Genomic DNA, 19566 nt, shown 5'->3' with positions numbered 1-19566 from the left:
TACACCTCTTTAGCCTGACTATCGAATATAATCAATTTCTATCCTAGCGAGTGTACACCAAGTAGGATTCGCTTTGCAATATGTACGTGCCCCTGTACTCTTCGCATTGCCTGATTTCGCTGGATGGTCTATGCTATGGAGACATGAAATGAGGAGGATCATTTAAGATGATTAATTCAGTGGAACAACATCGCCAGGAAGCCCCTAACACGGTTTCATGTATGATTGTTACGGTCTCGGATACTCGGACGAAGGATACGGATACAAGCGGTCAGCTTATGCATCAGCTCTTGTCTGAAGCGGGCTACCAAGTTATCGACTACATCATCACACCTGATGAATCCGATCAGATTCGAGCAATCCTGCAGGATGCAGCTGTTCGTGATGATATAGAAGCAGTGCTGCTCAGCGGAGGAACTGGCATTGCACCTAGGGATACGACATATGAGGCTGTATCTTCACTGTTAGATAAGGAGTTGCCAGGATTCGGTGAGATCTTCCGCTTCCTTAGTTATACGGAGGATATTGGATCTGCAGCTATTCTTAGCCGTGCCGTGGCAGGAACGATTGGACGTACAGCCGTGTTCTCTATGCCAGGTTCCAGAGGAGCCGTCAAGCTGGCTATGGAAAAGCTTATTTTGCCTGAGTTACGACATGTAATGCGAGAAATATACAAACCCGCCTGAGCACTCAGACGGGTTTTCATTGTTTTGTTTTATTTTAATTACGTCATCCGAGCTATGTTCGGTCAATCCAACGTAATGTTCACACGGAAACGAAGAAAACAGTCATATTTTAGTCCAACTTATATAACATATGATCGAACACCTGCAATACTTCATCCTCGTAGACATCCTTTTGCCCACCTGAAGCAGTGTAGACCATAGATACATATCCTTTACTTCGAATCGATGTCTTGCCTAATACATTCTGCAATACAGCCTGATCCTCAGCGTTGCCATACATTTCTTTCATGCGAAGTGTCCGCTTATGATCATCGCCAAAAATATGAACTTTTACAACATGCCTTCCGCTTCCGTTTAGCAGATACATGTACGTTATTCCACCCTCACCGTCATCAGCAGACATGTTATTCATCAGCTTTATGCCTTTTTCGTTGAACGCCCGATCCAACTCTTGAATAAAAGCTCCGTTCAGACCATGCCCCTGCGATTGTGCGCGGATATTCCCTTCGTTTGTAGCTTGCCCGGAATAGATTTTAACTTCCTGTGAAGTGGAGGATGAAGAACAACCTACCAGCAACAAAATGCTTAATGCTAACATGAGGCCTGTTCTTGCAAGTGCATATGGCTTCATTTTAGGTAATCGATCTTGAGTTCTAGTATCCACGCTACCTCTTCCCTTCCGTCACGATGCTGTGAGATCGTATGGTAGCGTTAGCATGTCTAAGAGAATCGAATCTTATTCGATGATTTCAATAATTAAAGTGATGTCTCCATTGTATTTACAACCGTGCGCCCAACAGCTTCTCCTTGCAAAATCGCTCCCAATGTCTGAGGCAACTGACCCCATGTAATCTCTTGAATGCCTAGTTCAAGTGCACGATCTGGCTTCCACTCACCACCAAGCAGCTTCCATAACCGTTCCCGACGTTCCATAGGGCAATATACCGAATCAATACCTATGAGCTGAATGCCTCGTAAAATAAATGGAAGCACCGTTGACTCAAATGCTGTCCCCCCGGTTAATCCCGAAACGGCAACCACTCCTCCGTACTGGATCTGTTTTAACCGTTCAGCCAGCGCTGAGCCTCCAACAGGATCAACTACGCCTGCCCACAATTGCTTGCCCAATGCTCCTTTGGCTGGCATGTCTGCTTCTTCTCGTGAAATGATGTGTGAAGCACCTAAATCTCGAAGCAGCTGCGCTTGCTTATCCTTTTTGCCTGTGCTGGCAGTCACCTCATATCCTAGCTTTGCTAGGATGGCTACTGCCATGCTCCCCACACCACCCGTTGCACCTGTCACCAAAATTTTGCCCATCTCAGGGGTTACACCCGCTTGAACCAGGGCATCGACAGAAAGTGCTGCGGTAAAACCTGCTGTTCCAATCGCCATGGCTTCTTTTTCACTGAGACCTGGTGGCAGTGGAACCAGCCATTCACTACGGAGACGTGCATACCGGCTATAGCCACCAAAGTGAGATACTCCCGGTTCATACCCCGTACTGATTACACGGTCACCTGGGGCAAATCGTCCGCTCACAGATTCCTCCACCGTTCCCGCGAGGTCTATGCCCGGCACTATAGGATATTCACGCACAGCGCCTCCTTTTTCAATCGTAGCAAGTCCATCCTTATAATTGACACTAGAGTATTGAACCTGTAGTGTAACGTCTCCGTTAGGCAAATCCTCTTTTCTAAGCTGTTCTATGGAAGCCTTGACCTCCCCATCTTGTTCTTTTCGAACTACGTATGCTGGAAAAGTGTTCTCCATCGTTATCGTCTCCTATTGTTTTTTTTCTTTTATTTTTGGAGTAGCTCATTTCATGAAGCAGTTAAGGAAATGAAATTCAATTCATGTAGTGAATTATTCATCACAATAATTCATAAGTTTCGTTTTCCCGGTTAGCGAGCCCTTAATTCACTTTACTGCTTAATTCTGTCTGTTACTCGTTAAAAGGTATACTAACGGCCCGACTAGTGGAATAAGACCGATCCAAGCCCAAGCCTGTGAACGTCTACTAATTACGGCATCTCTATATATGGCAAGCACAGATAGCAGGGACAGTATGACAAAGTCAATAGTCATAATGTGTACAAATGAGGATTGACTGAACGCTTCCACATATGCTTCGACGTTCCCCTGTGTCAGCCCATAAAAAAACGTCCCGAGGGTCAATAACAGCAAAATCCCATGCGTTAACTTATTTCCTGCCAATCGACGAATACCTGTCCTACGACCATTGCCGAAGGATAAGCTTGTGTGTGCTGGAGTTAACTTATGTGCTGAGACCCACGCGAAATAAGGTAACAGCGCAAATGCTCCCAACCCAAACGATAGTATAACGAACGGCCATGCCGGAAAGCGACTGCCTCGCTCTTGAGGTGATGTCCGTAATAATAAGCAAGCATAGATCGCGGGGAATATCCCCAGCCACGAAAATACGACAAGTAGCCACGGCTCCCTGCTCTGCATCGTAATCAATTCTCCAAATATGGGGTCATTGCCAGGTGGCTGTCCTGGTGCCCATAACCAAGCATAAATGATAAAAACCACCCATACTAATCCTAAAACCCATCTCATATGAACACCTCCTCTATCTTTCATCCCCCACGAATGTTTGCTTGAAACAGCAATCCAGCGGCTGATCGGTGAAGTTATTTGGTAAAGAGAGGTACGATATGTCGAACTAAGAACTCATCGATTGCAAGATTTGGCGTCTCCTGCGCTTTCCCGAGAAATAATGATGCTATTTCCGCTTACTATCAGTTTCCGTTACACGTAGTATATCGTAATCATCTGACTTCTTGTCCATGATGAATCACACAACTTCGATGAAAGTCATAACCACTTAGGTTCAATACCACGCTCGCCAACTACCAAGGAAAGAACACGCAGATGAAAAAAAGGCATAAGCCGAGTAACTCCCCGGTTATGCCTTACTCTATATTAGGCGCTATTCTTCTGTGAATTGAACATGCTCTGCAATCAGCTTCTGTTTCATATTCCAAGCTGCCGGGCTGATGTTCACACGATAAATCTCTGGATTGAGCTTCCGCTGATATTCTGGCCAGAAAAGATTCATCTGTTCCCGATGGTAGCTGCGGATCTCATCTAAGGTTGGTAACTCGTATACTTTGCGTCCATTCACGAAGATTGGCTCTAGCATGTTAATCGCTTCGTAGCGGGTTACCGTCTTCTTCAGATAAGGGTGTAGCGGGTTGAACAGTTTTAGCGGCCCACCCTGCAATGGCTGCTCTTCACCCGGATAACAGATATAGTCCGCGATTGCTTTGCCATGCTTCGGATCAATGATCCGGAACACTTCCTTTTTACCTGGCGTAGATACTTTTTCAGGATTAGCTGATATCTTAAGCGTAGGTAGCATCTCACCACCATCAACTTCACGTTCTACCAGCTTATATACGCCGCCGAGAGAAGGCTGGTCAGAAGCTGTAATTAGCTGTGTACCGACGCCCCAAGTGTCAATGCGTGCGCCTTGAGCCTTAAGGTTGAAGATGGTATTCTCATCCAGATCGTTGGAGGCTACAATTTTCACATAATCCAGACCTGCTTCATCCAGCATTTGACGTGCTTGAATGGATAGATATGCTAAGTCACCACTATCCAAACGAATCGCATTCATTCTCTTGCCTTGACTCTCCAGCATTTTCGCTGTTTTGATCGCATGAGGCACACCGCTATTCAACGTATCAAACGTATCTACCAGCAAGGTTACCTGATCTGGTAATACTTTGGCATACACGTCAAAGGCCTCCTGCTCGCTCATGAAGCTCTGTACCCAAGAATGCGCATGTGTTCCCGCTGTTGGGATTCCAAAACGCTCTCCTGCCAGCATATTAGATGTGGCATGGAACCCAGCAACATAAGACGCACGTGCTCCCCAGATCGCCGCATCCGCTTCTTGTGCACGTCTTGTTCCGAATTCGAGCAAGGTATCTTGGTTTGCTACTTGCTTGATCCGCGATGCCTTTGTAGCAATCAATGTTTGATAATTCATGAAGTTAAGTATCGCCGTCTCCACAAGTTGCGTCTCCATAATTGAGCCTTCTACCCGAATAAGCGGTTCATCAGGGAATACGATTGCCCCTTCCTTCATCGAATGAATTGTGCCCTGAAAGGAAAACTGGAGCAATTCTTCGAGGAAGACAGGATCGTAATTTTCCTCTTGTTTCGATAAATACTTGATGTCGTCCATGTTAAAGCGAAGTTGGCTGATGTAATTCACAATGCGTTCCAATCCGGCAAAAACAGCATATCCGTTTCCAAACGGGAGCTTGCGGAAATACGCTTCAAACACCGCTTTTCGCTTGTGAGTTCCATTCACCCAGTGGGCATACATCATATTGATCTGATATTTATCTGTATGTAAAGCCAGGCTAGTCGTCTGCATTTGTCTCATCCTCTCTGACTTCCGCTCATGTTCATAGGCATTACCTTTGAACACAGGTTAACATGTGGAGACTCTCTTCATGATTACATAACATTAACCAATTCGTTGTGAATCCAAAAAAGTCTCCGGTTTGTTTCATTCACCATATTTAACGCCAATCTAACATAATTACAGTTCGCAGGATTAGTTAAGCTACCGTGCAAGAATAGTCTCTCTTGCTTTCACGACTTGAGCCCCTAGACTCGAACGGAAATGTTCTAGTGCCCACTCATGTCCAGCAGCGTTAAAACTGGCCACAGCATCCTCATACACCGTGATGTGAAAGCCTTTGTTGTAGGCATCCACCGCTGTATGTAATACACATATATCGGTACACACACCTATGAGTGCAATATCTGTAATTCCACGTTCCCTGAGCCGAAGCTCCAGATCTGTTCCACAGAAGGCACTATATCTCGTCTTATCCATCCAACGAATATGCTCTTTCCGATCCTCCATAACTTGGGCTAAGCGTCCATATAGTAGCCTTCCCTCTGTATCCCTAATGTTATGAGGCGGAAAAAGTGTTGTTTCCGGATGGTACGGATCATTCTGTTCGTGCAAATCTACAGCCATAATGACTTCATGCTTATGATCACAGTAGTTCTCAGTAATTGCAGCTACAGTCTCTTCAATCTCAACTGCCGGCTCACCAACAGGCAAAGCGCCTGTCACAAAATCTCGGGTAAAATCGATGACAATCAATGCTTTCATCGTCTGCACTCCCTTTATTTTGAGAATAGTCTAAGCCTGATTCAATCCGAAGTTAACTTGGCCAGTTAGGTATAAATGGATAAGCGCGGCACAAGTTCTGTGAAACGATAGAGCTGCGCCGGACGCTGTGAATATTGATTCGAACTGAGTAGATTGCCCTCTTCATCTCTTACTTCTTCTACGATCCCTTTACGACTACGCGTCGAAGTAATCTTACGGATGAAATTCGGTTCTTCAAAATCAGGGACAACACTCTGAATGACCTGGTATAATTCACTTAACGTAAAGTCACGTGGAAGGAACTGGCGTGCAATCGTCGTTTCCAGCATTTGTTGCTGAATCCGGCGATATGCATCCTCTATAATGGTTCGATGATCAAATGCAAGCTCAAGCTCCTCGAGCGCTTCTTGAATCGTAAAGAGTCCAACATCTTCTGCATCGTCTGCAGCCTGACGGTGTTCCAGCATCCATTCCTCCACCAGTGCAAAGAACGCATGTGAGATAATCCAGCCCCGTGGATCACGCCCTGGTTGACTATATACATTCAGATATTCTAAATGTCCACCATCGACGCCTGTTTCCTCCATCAGTTCCCGCTTCGCAGCATCGTAGATAGACTCGTTCTCTTGACAAAATCCACCCGGCAGAGCCCATCTTCCCGCAAAAGGCCATCCTTTGCGTTTAATAAGCATAACCTTGAGTTCCCGAATAGGAAGGGTCTTCGTGACCGTCTTCCGCTCTCGTTTGGTCAAGGTGAACATGACGATATCCGCTGGCACGCCATCGGGAGTACGATATTTCTTGGAACTATAAGCACGAGCCGCTTGTTCATCGCTATCAGCATTTAAGTGTTCGTAGTTTTCGCTCATGGGCACCACCGACTATTTTCAATTTGATAATCTCATTATGACATAATAAAATCTTTTGTCAACCTTTGGATTCAGTCGTTTGCTTTTTAACCCCTGCAATACGGAATGTCGCTGTTGCCATACAACCGAGTGTACCGGTAGCGTCGCGAACCTCCGATTGTGCTGTAACGCTGCGTCCTGCTTGATGCAGTACCGTCGAGGTCACCATTAATTCCCCTTGTTTCATCGGAGCTAGAAAATGTACATTCAGATTCGTAGTTACACAACTGTCCACTGCCATTGCAGCGGTTGCTACCATTCCCATCGCCTGATCCATCAGAGATGTCAGCACACCACCGTGGATAATACCCATGGAATTGGTATGGTGCTCACCTGCGGTGAGTCCAATTTGTACTTCTTTTTCATCACCTTTAATATATCGGCAGCCTAGGAAGCCCCAGAAGCGCTTCTCGCCCTCTTCAACCATTTTGTCCAAAATACTCATTATTGATTTCCCCTTTATTCTCTTTGGTGTATATGTCTCTTGATGTCCTGTGTTTTAATGAATCTTCTACAGCATGAACTCACACAAAATAACCCCACGAAGTGGAGCCTCTCAATATAATATCTAATTACATTCGAGTCTGTTCCCTGCTTCGTCCTATAAGAGGCTGTTCCGAAATTGAACACACATACTATACATCAAAAAGGCGCGGACTGCGTCCGCACCCTTCTACAACTTAACCACAGCTCGTCGGAGGTGAATCCGTGCCAGCTTCTACATTTACTTTCTCTGAAACTGTATCCCGAATAACAGAAATTACAAGCTGAAGCAGATAGTTAATATCACTCTGGCTTTGCTGGAATTCAGTTACCAATGGAATGCTATCCAGTTCGTCCTGCAAATCGGTAATTTCTTGTTCGATCTTGTTTACCATATCAGCATTTTTGAAACTTTCGAAGGCAACAATCTCTTTTTGCTTCTTCTTAATCGTTGTAATCAACTGCTGAATGCGCTCATGGTCGCGAATTTTGGATTCTGCCTGCTGGAACTGCTTAACTTCCTCGCTGGTTCCAAGCATATCCGCCAATTCTTTGGCTTTTCCCATAATATCGTCGCGTATGACCAGATTGCGCGTATCGTAGGTCGGCATACCATAATGGTTGTACTGCACTTGCTCCTGCGCCACTGAAATCGCTCCATTCTATGAGATAATATAAGATGGAATACACGTCCTGCACCGAACCAAAATGACTGCTTATGTGACCGCTGCATGCTCGGATCGTTCTTTCGATCGCTGTTGTCCCTGTATTTTTTGATTAGATTATTCAATGGGTAAAATACAGGGACAAAGGCGAGCGCTTCGCTTCTACAGAATCGATTCCGATCCTTTCGCTACATCCGCCGTATTAGCTCCGTGCACATCGCATCATTCCATCTTATTGGTTGTGGGTACTGATATTGATATATTACTGGTTGGCAGCTACTGGCTCGTTGAGCAGGTTACCGCGAATATAGAACGTCATCGGATCTGTGATCTCCACATGTACGAATGTACCGATCAAATCCTTGGATCCTTCAAAATGAACCAATTTATTGCTGCGCGTCCGTCCAGCCAGAACATTCGAATTCCGTTTGCTTTCCCCTTCAACGAGAACTTCTACCACTTTGCCACGCTGTTTCTCATTGCTGCTCTGGCTATACTCGTTGATCGTTTCATTCAACCGTTTCAGACGTTCCTTTTTCACTTCCATCGGTACATTATCCTCCATCACCGCTGCAGGCGTACCCTCACGCGGAGAGTAGATAAAGGTATATGCGAAGTCATAACCGACTTCCCGAACGAGTGACAATGTATCTTCAAACTGCTCATCCGTTTCTCCCGGGAAACCAACGATAATGTCAGTGGTCAATACGACATCCGGAATGGCTGTTTTAATTTTGTTTGCAAGCTGCAGATAGTGTTCCCTATTATACTTCCGACTCATACGTTTGAGCACTTCTGTACTTCCTGATTGCACTGGAAGATGAATATGCTCAACCAAGTTTCCACCTTTGGCTAACACCTCGATCAGGCGATCATCAAAGTCACGTGGATGACTGGTTGTGAAACGTACCCGTGGAATATCGATCTTGCGAATATCATCCATCAAGTCACCGAAGCTGTATTCCAGATCCGTGAAGTCTTTACCGTAAGCATTTACGTTCTGACCAAGTAATGTAATCTCTTTGAATCCCTGTCTTGCCAGATCTCGAACCTCAGCGATTACATCTTCTGGCCGTCTGCTCCGCTCTTTTCCTCGCGTAAATGGAACGATACAATATGTACAGAACTTATCGCAGCCGTACATAATGTTCACCCACCCGCGCATACCTTCGCGTTTTTTCGGCAGATTCTCAATGATATCGCCCTCTTTGGACCATACTTCAACGACCATCTCTTTACTGAACAATGCTTCCTGAATCAGATGTGGCAGCCGGTGTACATTATGCGTACCAAAGATCATATCGACAAAACCATGCTTCTGCATAATGCGGTTAACGACGCCTTCTTCCTGAGACATACAGCCGCACACACCAAGCAATAGTCCTGGACGTTCGAGTTTGAGCGTTTTCAGATGTCCTAGCTCGCCGAATACTTTATCTTCCGCGTTTTCCCGAATCGCGCATGTATTCAGTAGTATAATGTCTGCCTCTTTGCGATCTTCTGTGGACTGGTATCCCATGGATTCCAGTAACCCTTTGATCGTTTCAGAATCATGCTCGTTCATCTGGCAGCCGTACGTATATACGATATAGTGTTTGCCTTTTCCTATGTTTTTCAGTTCATCTGGGATGGCGTTATCGTATAGTACCTGTACGTCTTCCTTGCCCCGCTGTTTCTCCTGACGATGATTCGGCTCCGATTTGATATTGATGTCCCGGCCCCGAATTCGAATCTTTTTGCTGAATTCATCTTGCGAAATTACTTTGGCATCGGAGAAATCAAAATATTGGGAGTAATCCTTTTTTGAGTCTTTAGCCATTTCCTTCGGTCACTCCTTACAGCCTCTATTAATAAAAATTCGTTAGTTCATCTCTAGGTCGCATATATGCTTTATACTCCATAATTCAGAAGAGCATTACAGTAAATTATAACATGTATTGGGCTCTAGTTCCACATGCAAAGCGCACGCACCTTCTCCTCTAACAGATGACGAATGAGTGTCCTGTCTGTGCTTCAAATGCAACAAAAAACCCGAGCCCCGCTGGATGATCCAGCTGTAAGGGGTACTCGGGTTATTGTATGAATGGAGCACCAGGGCAACTCCACAATTGACATATTACAAATGACTAGTCGATGATCTCAGCAGTATCGCCGTTACGTGCGCCAGCTGCATTGGCTTCATCTGTGTCAATATGCATGTCCAATGCAAAGGAATCAGAAACACGAGCCAGTACATTTTCCAATACCAGACCACGATCTCCGCCCAGACGAACTTTCAGCATTTGTTTGTCCTCAATGCCCCATTTTGCAGCATCGGACGTATGGAAGTGAATGTGACGAGCGGCAACAATAACACCTTTATCGATCGTTACTTCGCCAGCTGGTCCTTTAATTGTAATGCCTGGTGTACCTTCAATGCTTCCGGACTCGCGTACAGGTGCTTTAACACCAATAGCGAAGGAATCCGTCATCGAAATTTCCAGTTGTGTTTCAGGGCGAACTGGACCAAGGATACGCACTTTATCAAACTGTCCTTTGGAACCAATTACAGCTACTGTTTCGTTAGCAGCATATTGTCCAGGTTGGGACAGAGGTTTAAACTCAGTCAATTCGTAACCTTTACCAAACAAAATTTCAACGTGCTCTTGGGATACATGAATGTGGCGGGCTGATACGCCCACAGGTACTGTTTTACTCATTGTGAATTTCACTCCTTGTTTATCTATGGCCTCATTAGGCTCTTAACAATTCAAGGGTATTATACTCCTTTTTGCAGTGAAATGAAAATGAACTGATGAAAATTCATGAAATACACTTATTTTACCTGAATTTAAACCTGTTTTTGGGAAATCTGTCGTTTGATAAAACCCACTCTATTCCATCAATGATTATGACCTTATAGCACGAGCACGAGTTAACATATCAGACGCACACTTCTCTCAAATCATCATGCCCCTTACGACTTTGTTTAAACTTTAACGTTTTCCGACAGGTTCGATTTCAGGCAAATTTTTGCTCAAATAGCTCACACCGTTTCCCCAGATCCAGCCACGAACCAAGGATTCATCGTAGTGCTTGCATAGCGTATTGATTAAGTTCGGATAGTGTCCTGCGTGTTCAAGCTGTTCGATATATGTAGGGATTCCGTCAAAATCAGATCCAAGCATCAAATGATGCTGACCACCTAGAGAGCAGATCTGTTCAATATGTGGCAATAAATGCTCGATCTTAACATCACCTTCCTGCTTCACAAACCAAGGAACAAACGTGAGTCCTATTCGGCCATCCCGTGTAATAATCGCACGAATCTGATCATCCTTCAGATTACGTACATTTGGACATACCGTATAACTGTTGGAGTGTGAAGCAATAAAAGGACGTTCACTAAGATCGGCAAGTTCCCAAAACCCTTTTTCGCTTAAGTGTGACACGTCTAGCAACATGCCTATCTGATTACAACGTTGAATCAATTGTCTGCCTTTCTCAGTCAGACCCGCTCCTCGCTGTTCCATAATTCCGTCTGCCGCCCAATTGGCATAATTCCACGTTACACCCACAATGCGAACACCCATCCGATAACAGATCTCTAGATAGAAGAGGTTCCCTTCCAGCCCATCCACACCCTCCAACGTAAGCAAGCCCCATGGATGAGGCTGTGCTGCCTCCTGAGTAAGTTGTTCACGCCATAACAGCGTCTGTGTGCCTTCTGGGCGTTCGTGATTAAGTTCTACCTTAGTACGGTATATTTCCAACTGGCTCATCACATGTTCAAACTTACCTCTGCCCAACACTTCGGGTAAATACACAGCAAATGCTTGCAGTCCAATGTTGCCAGCTTGCAGCCGTTGCCAGTTCACATCAAGCTCTGGAGCATCTAGAAAGGAAATCTCCGGCTGTGTCAACATTTTGCTAAGCACATCACAATGATAGTCTGCTATGAGCCATTTTTTCATTCGAATTCCCCCTTTTCTACGCTAATATAGCGAATAGAACGCAAAAAACCTGTCTACTTCGTAAACAGGTTCTTGCTAAGAATGCATGTATTATCTGGGCTCCACAATCAGCTTAATGGCCGTTCGGTCCTCACCGTCAATCACAATGTCTGTAAAAGCTGGAATACAAATCAAGTCAACTCCGCTTGGTGCTACAAATCCCCGGGCTATCGCTACCGCTTTAATGGCTTGGTTCAGTGCTCCCGCTCCAATGGCCTGCAGTTCAGCATTTCCACGTTCACGAAGAACTCCTGCAAGTGCGCCGGCTACGGAATTGGGATTGGACTTTGCTGAAACTTTTAATACTTCCATGGTAAGTACCTCCCTGGGAATGTTGAATGTTTGTTTCCACTTACTAGATGTTATTCGCGGGAGGCAAAAAAATTCCTTCTTTTTAGACGGGTTTCCTTGCAAAATGGGACATTGCCCCTATTCCATGCGCCACTCGTCTTCTGTCAGACGGATTTTTTCAATTCTTGTTGCTGCACCTGTAGATTCGTCAATCTCGACCACTACGCCGTGAAAATGCCATTTACCGTCGTCTACGACAAAACGCACAGGCAGTTGCGTATAGAACTTACGGAGCACCGCTTCACGCTCCATACCAAGAATACCATCACGTGGTCCAACCATACCTGCATCTGTCAGATAAGCTGTTCCACCTGGCAAAATGCGATCATCGTTACTCTGTACATGAGTATGTGTACCTACGACAAGAGACGCACGTCCGTCAAGATGCCATCCCATCGCGATTTTCTCCGAAGTCGCTTCAGCGTGCATGTCCACGAGAATACATTTATAATCCTGACGTAGCTCATCTACAATTTCATCAGCTACACGGAACGGGCAGTCCAGTGCAGGTAGAAAAGTCCGTCCTTGTAAGTTTACGATGGCAAGTTCTTTACCTTCGCCTTTGACCACAGTATACCCTCTTCCTGGTGTACCAGGAGGGAAGTTCGCTGGGCGAATCATACGTGGTTCATCATCTATAAAATCAAAAATATCCTTGTTATCCCATGTGTGGTTACCGAGGGTGATCCCATGCACACCCCAATTGAAAAATTCGTTAGCAATTGCACCTGTAATTCCTCGACCTGCGGCTGCATTTTCACCATTAACGATAATGACATGTGGTTTATATTTATTTTTCAGGTATGGAAGATTTTCTTTCAATGCTTTCCGCCCAACGTTGCCTACAATATCACCAATAAACAGAACTTTCATGGTACTGCCTCCTTCATTCCCTACAAAGCTTCAGATTCTGACACTTGCAATACATGGTTATCAACAGGAAAAGTGGCCCATTACTGCGGCCACTTTTCCCAAAATACTCTATTTTGCGTATTCAACCGCACGGGTTTCCCGAATGACGGTGACTTTGATGTGACCCGGATAATCGAGTTCATTCTCGATCATCTTCGTAATGTCACGTGCGAGACGGAATGCCTCAGCATCGTCGATCTTCTCAGGCTGTACCATAACGCGAACTTCGCGTCCAGCTTGGATAGCGTACGATTTCTCGACACCTTCGAACGATTCTGAAATCTCTTCCAATTTCTCCAGTCGTTTGATATACGTTTCCAGTGTTTCGCGGCGTGCACCCGGTCTTGCTGCAGAGAGCGCATCTGCTGCGCCAACCAGCATCGCAATAACCGAAGTTGCTTCGCAATCCCCGTGATGGGACGCGATACTGTTAATTACTACAGGATGTTCTTTGTATTTCTTCGCCAGTTCCACGCCAATTTCGACGTGTGATCCTTCCACTTCGTGATCCAGCGCTTTACCGATGTCATGCAATAGACCTGCACGTCTTGCCAGCGTTACGTCTTCTCCGAGTTCGCCAGCCATCAGCCCAGTCAAGTAAGCCACTTCCATAGAATGTTTCAAGACATTTTGACCATAACTTGTACGGAACTTCAGTCGTCCCAAAATTTTGATCAAGTCTGGGTGCAGTCCATGTACGCCAACTTCAAAGGTTGCCTGCTCACCGTACTCACGGATACGCTCGTCCACTTCTTTACGAGACTTCTCAACCATCTCTTCAATGCGTGCCGGATGGATTCGTCCATCTGCCACCAATTTCTCCAGGGCAGTGCGAGCGATCTCACGACGGATCGGGTCAAAGCCCGACAGAATAACTGCTTCTGGCGTATCATCGATAATGAGGTCAATCCCCGTAAGGGTTTCAAGCGCACGGATGTTACGTCCTTCACGACCGATAATCCGGCCTTTCATTTCTTCATTCGGCAATGTCACAACAGATACCGTTGTTTCGGCAACGTGATCAGCCGCACAACGTTGGATAGCAAGCGTAATAATCTCGCGAGATTTCTTGTCCGCCTCTTCTTTCGCCTGCTGTTCAATGTCCTTGATCATTTGAGCCGTCTCGTGACGAACTTCCTGTTCTACGTTGGACAGTATGATACTGCGTGCATCTTCCATAGTGAGATTGGATATACGCTCCAATTCAGTCACCTGGTTTTTGTAGATCATTTCAATTTGCTGCTGTGTCTCATCAATACGTTTCTCTTTGTTAGCCACTTGCTCTTCTTTACGTTCGAGTGATTCCATCTTTTTATCCAGCGACTCTTCTTTTTGCAACAATCGTCTTTCTTGTCGTTGAATTTCGTTCCGACGTTCACGAGTGTCTTTTTCAGCCTCGGCGCGAATGCGATGAATTTCATCCTTCGCTTCCAGCACCGTTTCTTTCTTCAGTGCCTCTGCCTCTTTTTTCGCGTTCTCCACGATTTGTACGGCAGCTTGTTCCGCACTAGAGATTTTAGCCTCTGCAAGAGATTTGCGAATAAAATATCCTACTCCGAACCCAATGAATAGCGCGGCTACAACGAGAGCGATCATGATAGCAGTTTCCATACTGTTCACCTCCTCGTTGATTCCTCCAAGGCATTCCTTGGGTCAATTTCAGTTTTCAAGCCTTACATATGTTTGGGAATAAAGATTACCTACGGCGATCCCCCGCCGATTTTCATTTCAAGTGTACATGTTCACCACGTACTATTCGCTCTCAAGCGAACCCATAATCATGAATGGTTGAAATCTCAAGAACCGAAACCGCTTTTTTGGAAGGAAAAAGGGTTTCCATTTCAATAAGACTCATGTCCATTTTAGTATTTGACGAAAGAAATTGTCAAGAGAATGCGACATAGAGTGTCCTGTCTCCTAATCCCACAGTAAAGCGTCGTCATCATCAGGGTCTTTAGCCTCAGTTTCTTCAATTAAACAATTAACGACACGGCGCACCATATCCATTGGAAAACCACGCCGCATCAGAAAAGGAAGCGTTTTGCGTTTCTTCTCAGAAATGTCGCCTTTGACTTGATTCCACTTCTTACGTCCTGCGGTCAAAGCAGTCTCAAATTCTGTATCTCCACTCACGGTTTCCAAGGCTTCAGCAATTAGATCATTAGCAATGCCCTTCTGACGAAGTTCTTGCCTTATCCACAGTTTTCCCTTACGCTGACCCTCCATACGCTGACGTGTCCATTCCTTCGCAAATGCTTCATCATCAATCAATCTCTCCTGCTCCAGCCGATCCAACACCTCTTCAATCAACGGAGGCGCAAACTGCTTCTGCCGCAAGCGCTGGCTTAATTCATGACGTGTACGCGGCTTAAATTCGAGGTAACGCAAAGACTGAACATATGTCTGTTGGCGCTCATCAGCCATAACAATTTCCTCAAGATCCTTTTTTACAAATGTGTTACCCCGCGTCAACCGATATTTAATCATTACATCTTCCAGAACAGTAATTGAGTGCATACCGAACTCGATACGATATCTCGCCACTCGTCCCTTCAGCAACCGCTCAACCCTTGTAATGGTCAATTCCTCATGATCGGGAAATTGGGAGATTCCCGTTAGCTCTGCTTCTTCAAATAAATCCTCATCATATTTGTCCATGCCTTAATCTCCTTTCATCGTTGCTATATAGGTTCAACTATAGAAGTTTACACTTGTCACTTCGATGACAGAATAACCTTCCGATCACTGTTATCCCCAGATTTTTTGAATTCCCTTCTTCAAAGGGAAAATCCGGGGATAAAGGCGAACGCTTCGCTTCTTCACGTTATTTCTGTCCTCTCCGTTCTCGTGTAAAAAGTTTAGTTGAACTTATATAGCTCTGCTCTCTACAGGAGATCAGATATTATTATAAAAGGCCGGGAGTTCAGCCCGGCCATATCTTATACAGTTAGTGTGCCAACAGCCCCTGTCCCATGGGACAGAGGCTGTTAGACAATGCGAGCCACAAACCTAATTTCCTGCGCACAGTCAAGTCACAATCAGACAAGCCTCAGGAGTTCAGTACATTACTCGTTAATTTCAAACAATTCTTGTTCTTCTGCTTCTTCTTTTTGCTGATCCTCAGTCGTTGGAGCAGGAACTAGCGTCGTTAAATTGCTTGCTTCACGAATTTTTTGCTCAATTACTTGGGCAATTTCTTTGTGCTCTTTCATGAATTGCTTCGCATTTTCGCGACCTTGTCCCAAACGCTCGCCCTCATAGGAATACCATGCACCACTTTTGTTAACGATATCCAGTTCTGTACCAATGTCAATGATACTACCTTCTCTAGAGATACCCTCACCGTACATGATATCCACTTCAGCTTGTTTAAACGGTGGTGCTACTTTATTCTTAACGACTTTTACACGTGTACGGTTCCCGATGATGTCATTGCCTGACTTGATACTTTCAATCCGACGAACATCCAAACGAACTGTGGAGTAGAATTTCAAGGCACGACCACCAGGTGTTGTTTCAGGGTTACCAAACATAACCCCAACTTTTTCACGAAGCTGGTTAATGAAGATTGCGATTGTTTTGGATTTGCTGATTGCACCCGACAATTTACGCAACGCCTGTGACATCAGACGTGCCTGCAAACCAACGTGGGAATCCCCCATTTCGCCTTCAATTTCAGCTTTTGGTACCAATGCAGCAACGGAGTCAATAACGATAATATCTACAGCACCACTGCGAACGAGTGCTTCTGCAATTTCAAGCCCTTGCTCACCCGTGTCTGGCTGAGACAGAAGCAATTCATCAATGTTAACACCAAGCTTACTTGCATATTGAGGGTCAAGAGCATGCTCAGCATCGATAAATGCAGCTTGTCCTCCTACTTTTTGCACTTCAGCAATCGCATGTAGTGCTACAGTTGTTTTACCAGAAGATTCAGGTCCATATATTTCAACAATCCGGCCTTTAGGCAAGCCGCCTGTTCCTAATGCAATATCCAAAGCCAAGGAACCACTGGGAATGATTTCCACTTGCATGTGGGTCGACTCACCCAGTTTCATGATGGATCCTTTACCAAATTGCTTCTCTATTTGACGGAGCGCCATATCAAGCGCGGCACGACGGTCTGACAATATGCTCACACCCTTTACTGTTTATAAGATAATGATACCTTGTTTTAACACGTTTGCCAAGCTTTTTTTCGAACATACATTCGTTTTTTTTGTAAAGGCCGAGGCGCCTCTTCCTCAAGAAAACCTGGAATTAAACAGAAAAAAGAACCGTAAACAGGGCTACAGTGCCTGATTCTACGGTTCTTCCGTCTGTTAAAAGTATACCTGTTTTGCACTGTAAAAGCAAACCAAGCAGAAGAACTAATCTAGTTCAACAAGCTTGCGCCACAATCGGTAGAAGATAGATTTGGTCGAACGGATGCGAACCGTTTCCCGATTACCGTTAATACGTAATTCATGGATTTCCGTCTCTTTGCCACGTTCAGCTAGAGCAATGAAGACGAGACCAGGTGGCTTACGCTCAGAATAACCCGGCCCTGCGACACCTGTAACAGCTAATCCAAAATTAGCATCCCCAATCATGCGTACCTGCTCTGCCAATACTTTAGCAACCTCAGGACTTACGGCTCCGGGCGCATCTTCTCCCTCAAGATAATCATGAGGAACGTTCAGCAGTTTTTCTTTCATCTCATTGGAATAACATACAATTCCGCCTTTAAGAATTGCCGCACTGCCTGGAATTGATGTCAGGCTCTGCATGACAAGCCCGCCTGTGCAGCTCTCAGCAGCACTAAGAGTCAGACCCATATCAGCCATCATCGTAACAATCGTATACTCAATAGGCACATCCTCGTTGGCGTACAGATGCTCTGGCAAACGCTCACGAATCTGAACTTCCATCGCATCCAGCTTAACCTTCGCCTCTCCCTCATTCGGTGCTTTGGTAGAGACACGCACGGTAACCTCCCCTTCGCTTGCATACGGTGCAATCGTAGGGTCTGTCTGTCCGTCGATCAGATCAAGCAGACGATCCTCCAAAGCCGACTCCCCTATACCTGCAAACTTCAGCATTCTGGAATAGATCGGCATCTCTTCTGTCAGAACGTGTTGGAATAGCCAAGGTTTAACCTCCTGCTCAAACATAGGAATCAGCTCTTTAGGCGGCCCAGGCATAACTACATAGTGTTTTCCATTGTCCGAGATAGCATTTCCCGCTGCAAGCCCCGTCTCGTTAGCTAGAGGTGTTCCACCTTCAATCACGATAGCCTGACGGCGATTATTCTCGGTCATCGTAACATTGCGATCCCGGAAAAAGCCTTCTATTTTGTCCATCGCCAGTCGATCTATATGAAGCTTACGACCTAACACTTCAGCCAGAGCATCCTTGGTTAGATCATCCTGTGTCGGCCCAATGCCACCGGAAAATAAAATGACATCTGCCCGACTCTGAGCAATTCGAATTGCTTCACTAAGGCGACTCAGATTATCCCCAACAACTGTTTGGAAATACACATCAATTCCGATCGCGGCTAATTCGCGAGACAAATATCTCGCATTGGTATTCACAATCTGTCCAAGCAATAGCTCTGTGCCAACCGCAATGATTTCTGCCTTCATTCTGTATCCTCCTGTACACGCTGTGAGTATTCAAAGGGCAATAGGATGTATTCCTATTGCCCTTAGTACAAGTTGTTCCTTCTAAATTACCCGTTTTCCGGAACGATTACGCTTTTGATAAATTAAGCAAGTTTTTGTTTTTAACGAAATAATCAATTCCTGACCAGATTGTTATAATCGCTGCAGCCCACACTGCGATAACATCCATATGGATCCCTGTGTAAGAGAACGGGAAATTATTCAGCAGAAGCAGTACAATAGCTACAATTTGCACAACGGTTTTTAGCTTGCCCCAATTGCTTGCCGCTACAACAGATCCATCCAGCAATGCAATCTGGCGAAGACCTGTGACTGCAAATTCACGGCTAATGATCACGACAGCAATCCATGAATCTAACTTGCCCATTTCTACGAGTGAAATGAGTACAGCAGTCACCAACAGCTTGTCTGCCAAAGGATCAAGCAGTTTGCCAAGATTAGTAACCATATTGTTCTTGCGTGCCAAGTAACCATCGAGTCCATCTGTACTTGCTGCAATGACAAAAATTACAACCGCAATCAATTGATTATAAGGAAGCGACAAGCTTCCAAGCTGCAACGGCTCTGGATAAAATGGAAAATCCACGAGCAGAAACACCATCAAAAAAGGGATTAAGCAAATTCGTGCAAGCGTAATCCGGTTGGGTAAATTCACAAGACGCCCTCCCTCTTATCCTCCAATAACTCCAAACACTCATCTTTATCCCAGATGCATCATCAGAAACTTGTAATTTGTACA

19 protein-coding genes are annotated in these 19566 nt (G+C 45.2%); 1 reads left to right on the top strand and 18 read right to left on the bottom strand.

The features are described from left to right. Positions 1–167: 167 nt before the first annotated feature. Positions 168–686 carry a MogA/MoaB family molybdenum cofactor biosynthesis protein gene (locus V6W81_RS11525; protein WP_338543276.1) on the top strand — a complete coding sequence of 173 codons (519 nt, stop codon included), beginning with the start codon at positions 168–170 and terminating at the stop codon, positions 684–686. A 109-nt stretch (positions 687–795) separates the two neighbouring features. Here the strand turns inward: V6W81_RS11525 and V6W81_RS11520 are convergent, their stop codons facing one another. The 18 genes from V6W81_RS11520 to pgsA form a co-directional block, all read right to left on the bottom strand. Next, the gene (locus V6W81_RS11520) at positions 796–1350 is read right to left on the bottom strand and encodes a hypothetical protein (protein ID WP_145046414.1); all 555 of its coding nucleotides are present in this window, start codon (positions 1348–1350) and stop codon (positions 796–798) included. 92 nt (positions 1351–1442) lie between these two features. Next, positions 1443–2456 (bottom strand): acryloyl-CoA reductase, encoded by a 1014-nt coding sequence (locus V6W81_RS11515; RefSeq protein WP_338543274.1) that lies wholly within the window; start codon positions 2454–2456, stop codon positions 1443–1445. A gap of 159 nt (positions 2457–2615) precedes the next feature. Then, positions 2616–3266, bottom strand: a complete 651-nt coding sequence (locus V6W81_RS11510; RefSeq protein ID WP_145046410.1) for a hypothetical protein — start codon at positions 3264–3266, stop codon at positions 2616–2618. A gap of 373 nt (positions 3267–3639) precedes the next feature. Then, the gene (locus V6W81_RS11505; protein WP_338543271.1) at positions 3640–5097 is read right to left on the bottom strand and encodes a nicotinate phosphoribosyltransferase; all 1458 of its coding nucleotides are present in this window, start codon (positions 5095–5097) and stop codon (positions 3640–3642) included. A gap of 192 nt (positions 5098–5289) precedes the next feature. Then, positions 5290–5850 (bottom strand): cysteine hydrolase family protein, encoded by a 561-nt coding sequence (locus tag V6W81_RS11500; RefSeq protein ID WP_145046406.1) that lies wholly within the window; start codon positions 5848–5850, stop codon positions 5290–5292. Positions 5851–5915: 65 nt separating this feature from the next. Next, a complete protein-coding gene (locus tag V6W81_RS11495; protein WP_056700728.1) occupies positions 5916–6719 on the bottom strand; it encodes an NUDIX hydrolase in 804 nt (267 codons plus the stop codon). A gap of 58 nt (positions 6720–6777) precedes the next feature. Continuing rightward, positions 6778–7203, bottom strand: coding sequence for a PaaI family thioesterase (locus tag V6W81_RS11490; RefSeq protein ID WP_338543268.1), 426 nt, complete (start codon positions 7201–7203; stop codon positions 6778–6780). 235 nt (positions 7204–7438) lie between these two features. Next, positions 7439–7852 carry a RicAFT regulatory complex protein RicA family protein gene (locus tag V6W81_RS11485; protein ID WP_430701349.1) on the bottom strand — a complete coding sequence of 138 codons (414 nt, stop codon included), beginning with the start codon at positions 7850–7852 and terminating at the stop codon, positions 7439–7441. Between the two features lie 316 nt (positions 7853–8168). Beyond that, complete coding sequence (gene miaB / locus V6W81_RS11480) at positions 8169–9725, bottom strand: tRNA (N6-isopentenyl adenosine(37)-C2)-methylthiotransferase MiaB (RefSeq protein ID WP_338543265.1); 1557 nt, start codon at positions 9723–9725, stop codon at positions 8169–8171. A gap of 307 nt (positions 9726–10032) precedes the next feature. Next, entirely contained in the window at positions 10033–10605 is a 573-nt protein-coding gene (gene pduL, locus V6W81_RS11475) for a phosphate propanoyltransferase (protein ID WP_017689107.1), read from the bottom strand. 276 nt (positions 10606–10881) lie between these two features. Beyond that, positions 10882–11859 carry a dipeptidase gene (locus tag V6W81_RS11470; protein WP_338543262.1) on the bottom strand — a complete coding sequence of 326 codons (978 nt, stop codon included), beginning with the start codon at positions 11857–11859 and terminating at the stop codon, positions 10882–10884. A 90-nt stretch (positions 11860–11949) separates the two neighbouring features. Then, positions 11950–12210, bottom strand: coding sequence for a stage V sporulation protein S (locus tag V6W81_RS11465; RefSeq protein ID WP_019005392.1), 261 nt, complete (start codon positions 12208–12210; stop codon positions 11950–11952). 117 nt (positions 12211–12327) lie between these two features. Then, entirely contained in the window at positions 12328–13122 is a 795-nt protein-coding gene (locus V6W81_RS11460) for a TIGR00282 family metallophosphoesterase (protein WP_128101453.1), read from the bottom strand. 108 nt (positions 13123–13230) lie between these two features. Next, complete coding sequence (gene rny, locus V6W81_RS11455; protein ID WP_239289469.1) at positions 13231–14772, bottom strand: ribonuclease Y; 1542 nt, start codon at positions 14770–14772, stop codon at positions 13231–13233. A gap of 306 nt (positions 14773–15078) precedes the next feature. After that, on the bottom strand, positions 15079–15819 hold the full coding sequence (locus V6W81_RS11450; protein ID WP_338543255.1) for a regulatory protein RecX: 741 nt from the start codon (positions 15817–15819) through the stop codon (positions 15079–15081). Positions 15820–16226: 407 nt separating this feature from the next. Continuing rightward, positions 16227–17291, bottom strand: coding sequence for a recombinase RecA (gene recA / locus V6W81_RS11445; RefSeq protein ID WP_145046399.1), 1065 nt, complete (start codon positions 17289–17291; stop codon positions 16227–16229). Between the two features lie 240 nt (positions 17292–17531). Further along, entirely contained in the window at positions 17532–18788 is a 1257-nt protein-coding gene (locus V6W81_RS11440) for a competence/damage-inducible protein A (RefSeq protein WP_338543254.1), read from the bottom strand. 106 nt (positions 18789–18894) lie between these two features. Further along, positions 18895–19482 (bottom strand): CDP-diacylglycerol--glycerol-3-phosphate 3-phosphatidyltransferase, encoded by a 588-nt coding sequence (pgsA, locus tag V6W81_RS11435; protein ID WP_338543252.1) that lies wholly within the window; start codon positions 19480–19482, stop codon positions 18895–18897. Between the last annotated feature and the right edge of the window lie 84 nt (positions 19483–19566).

The sequence above is a fragment of the Paenibacillus tundrae genome (assembly GCF_036884255.1).
Lineage (GTDB): Bacteria > Bacillota > Bacilli > Paenibacillales > Paenibacillaceae > Paenibacillus.
Note: the sequence above shows the minus strand (reverse complement) of the source record. Positions and strands in the feature narration are given on the sequence as shown.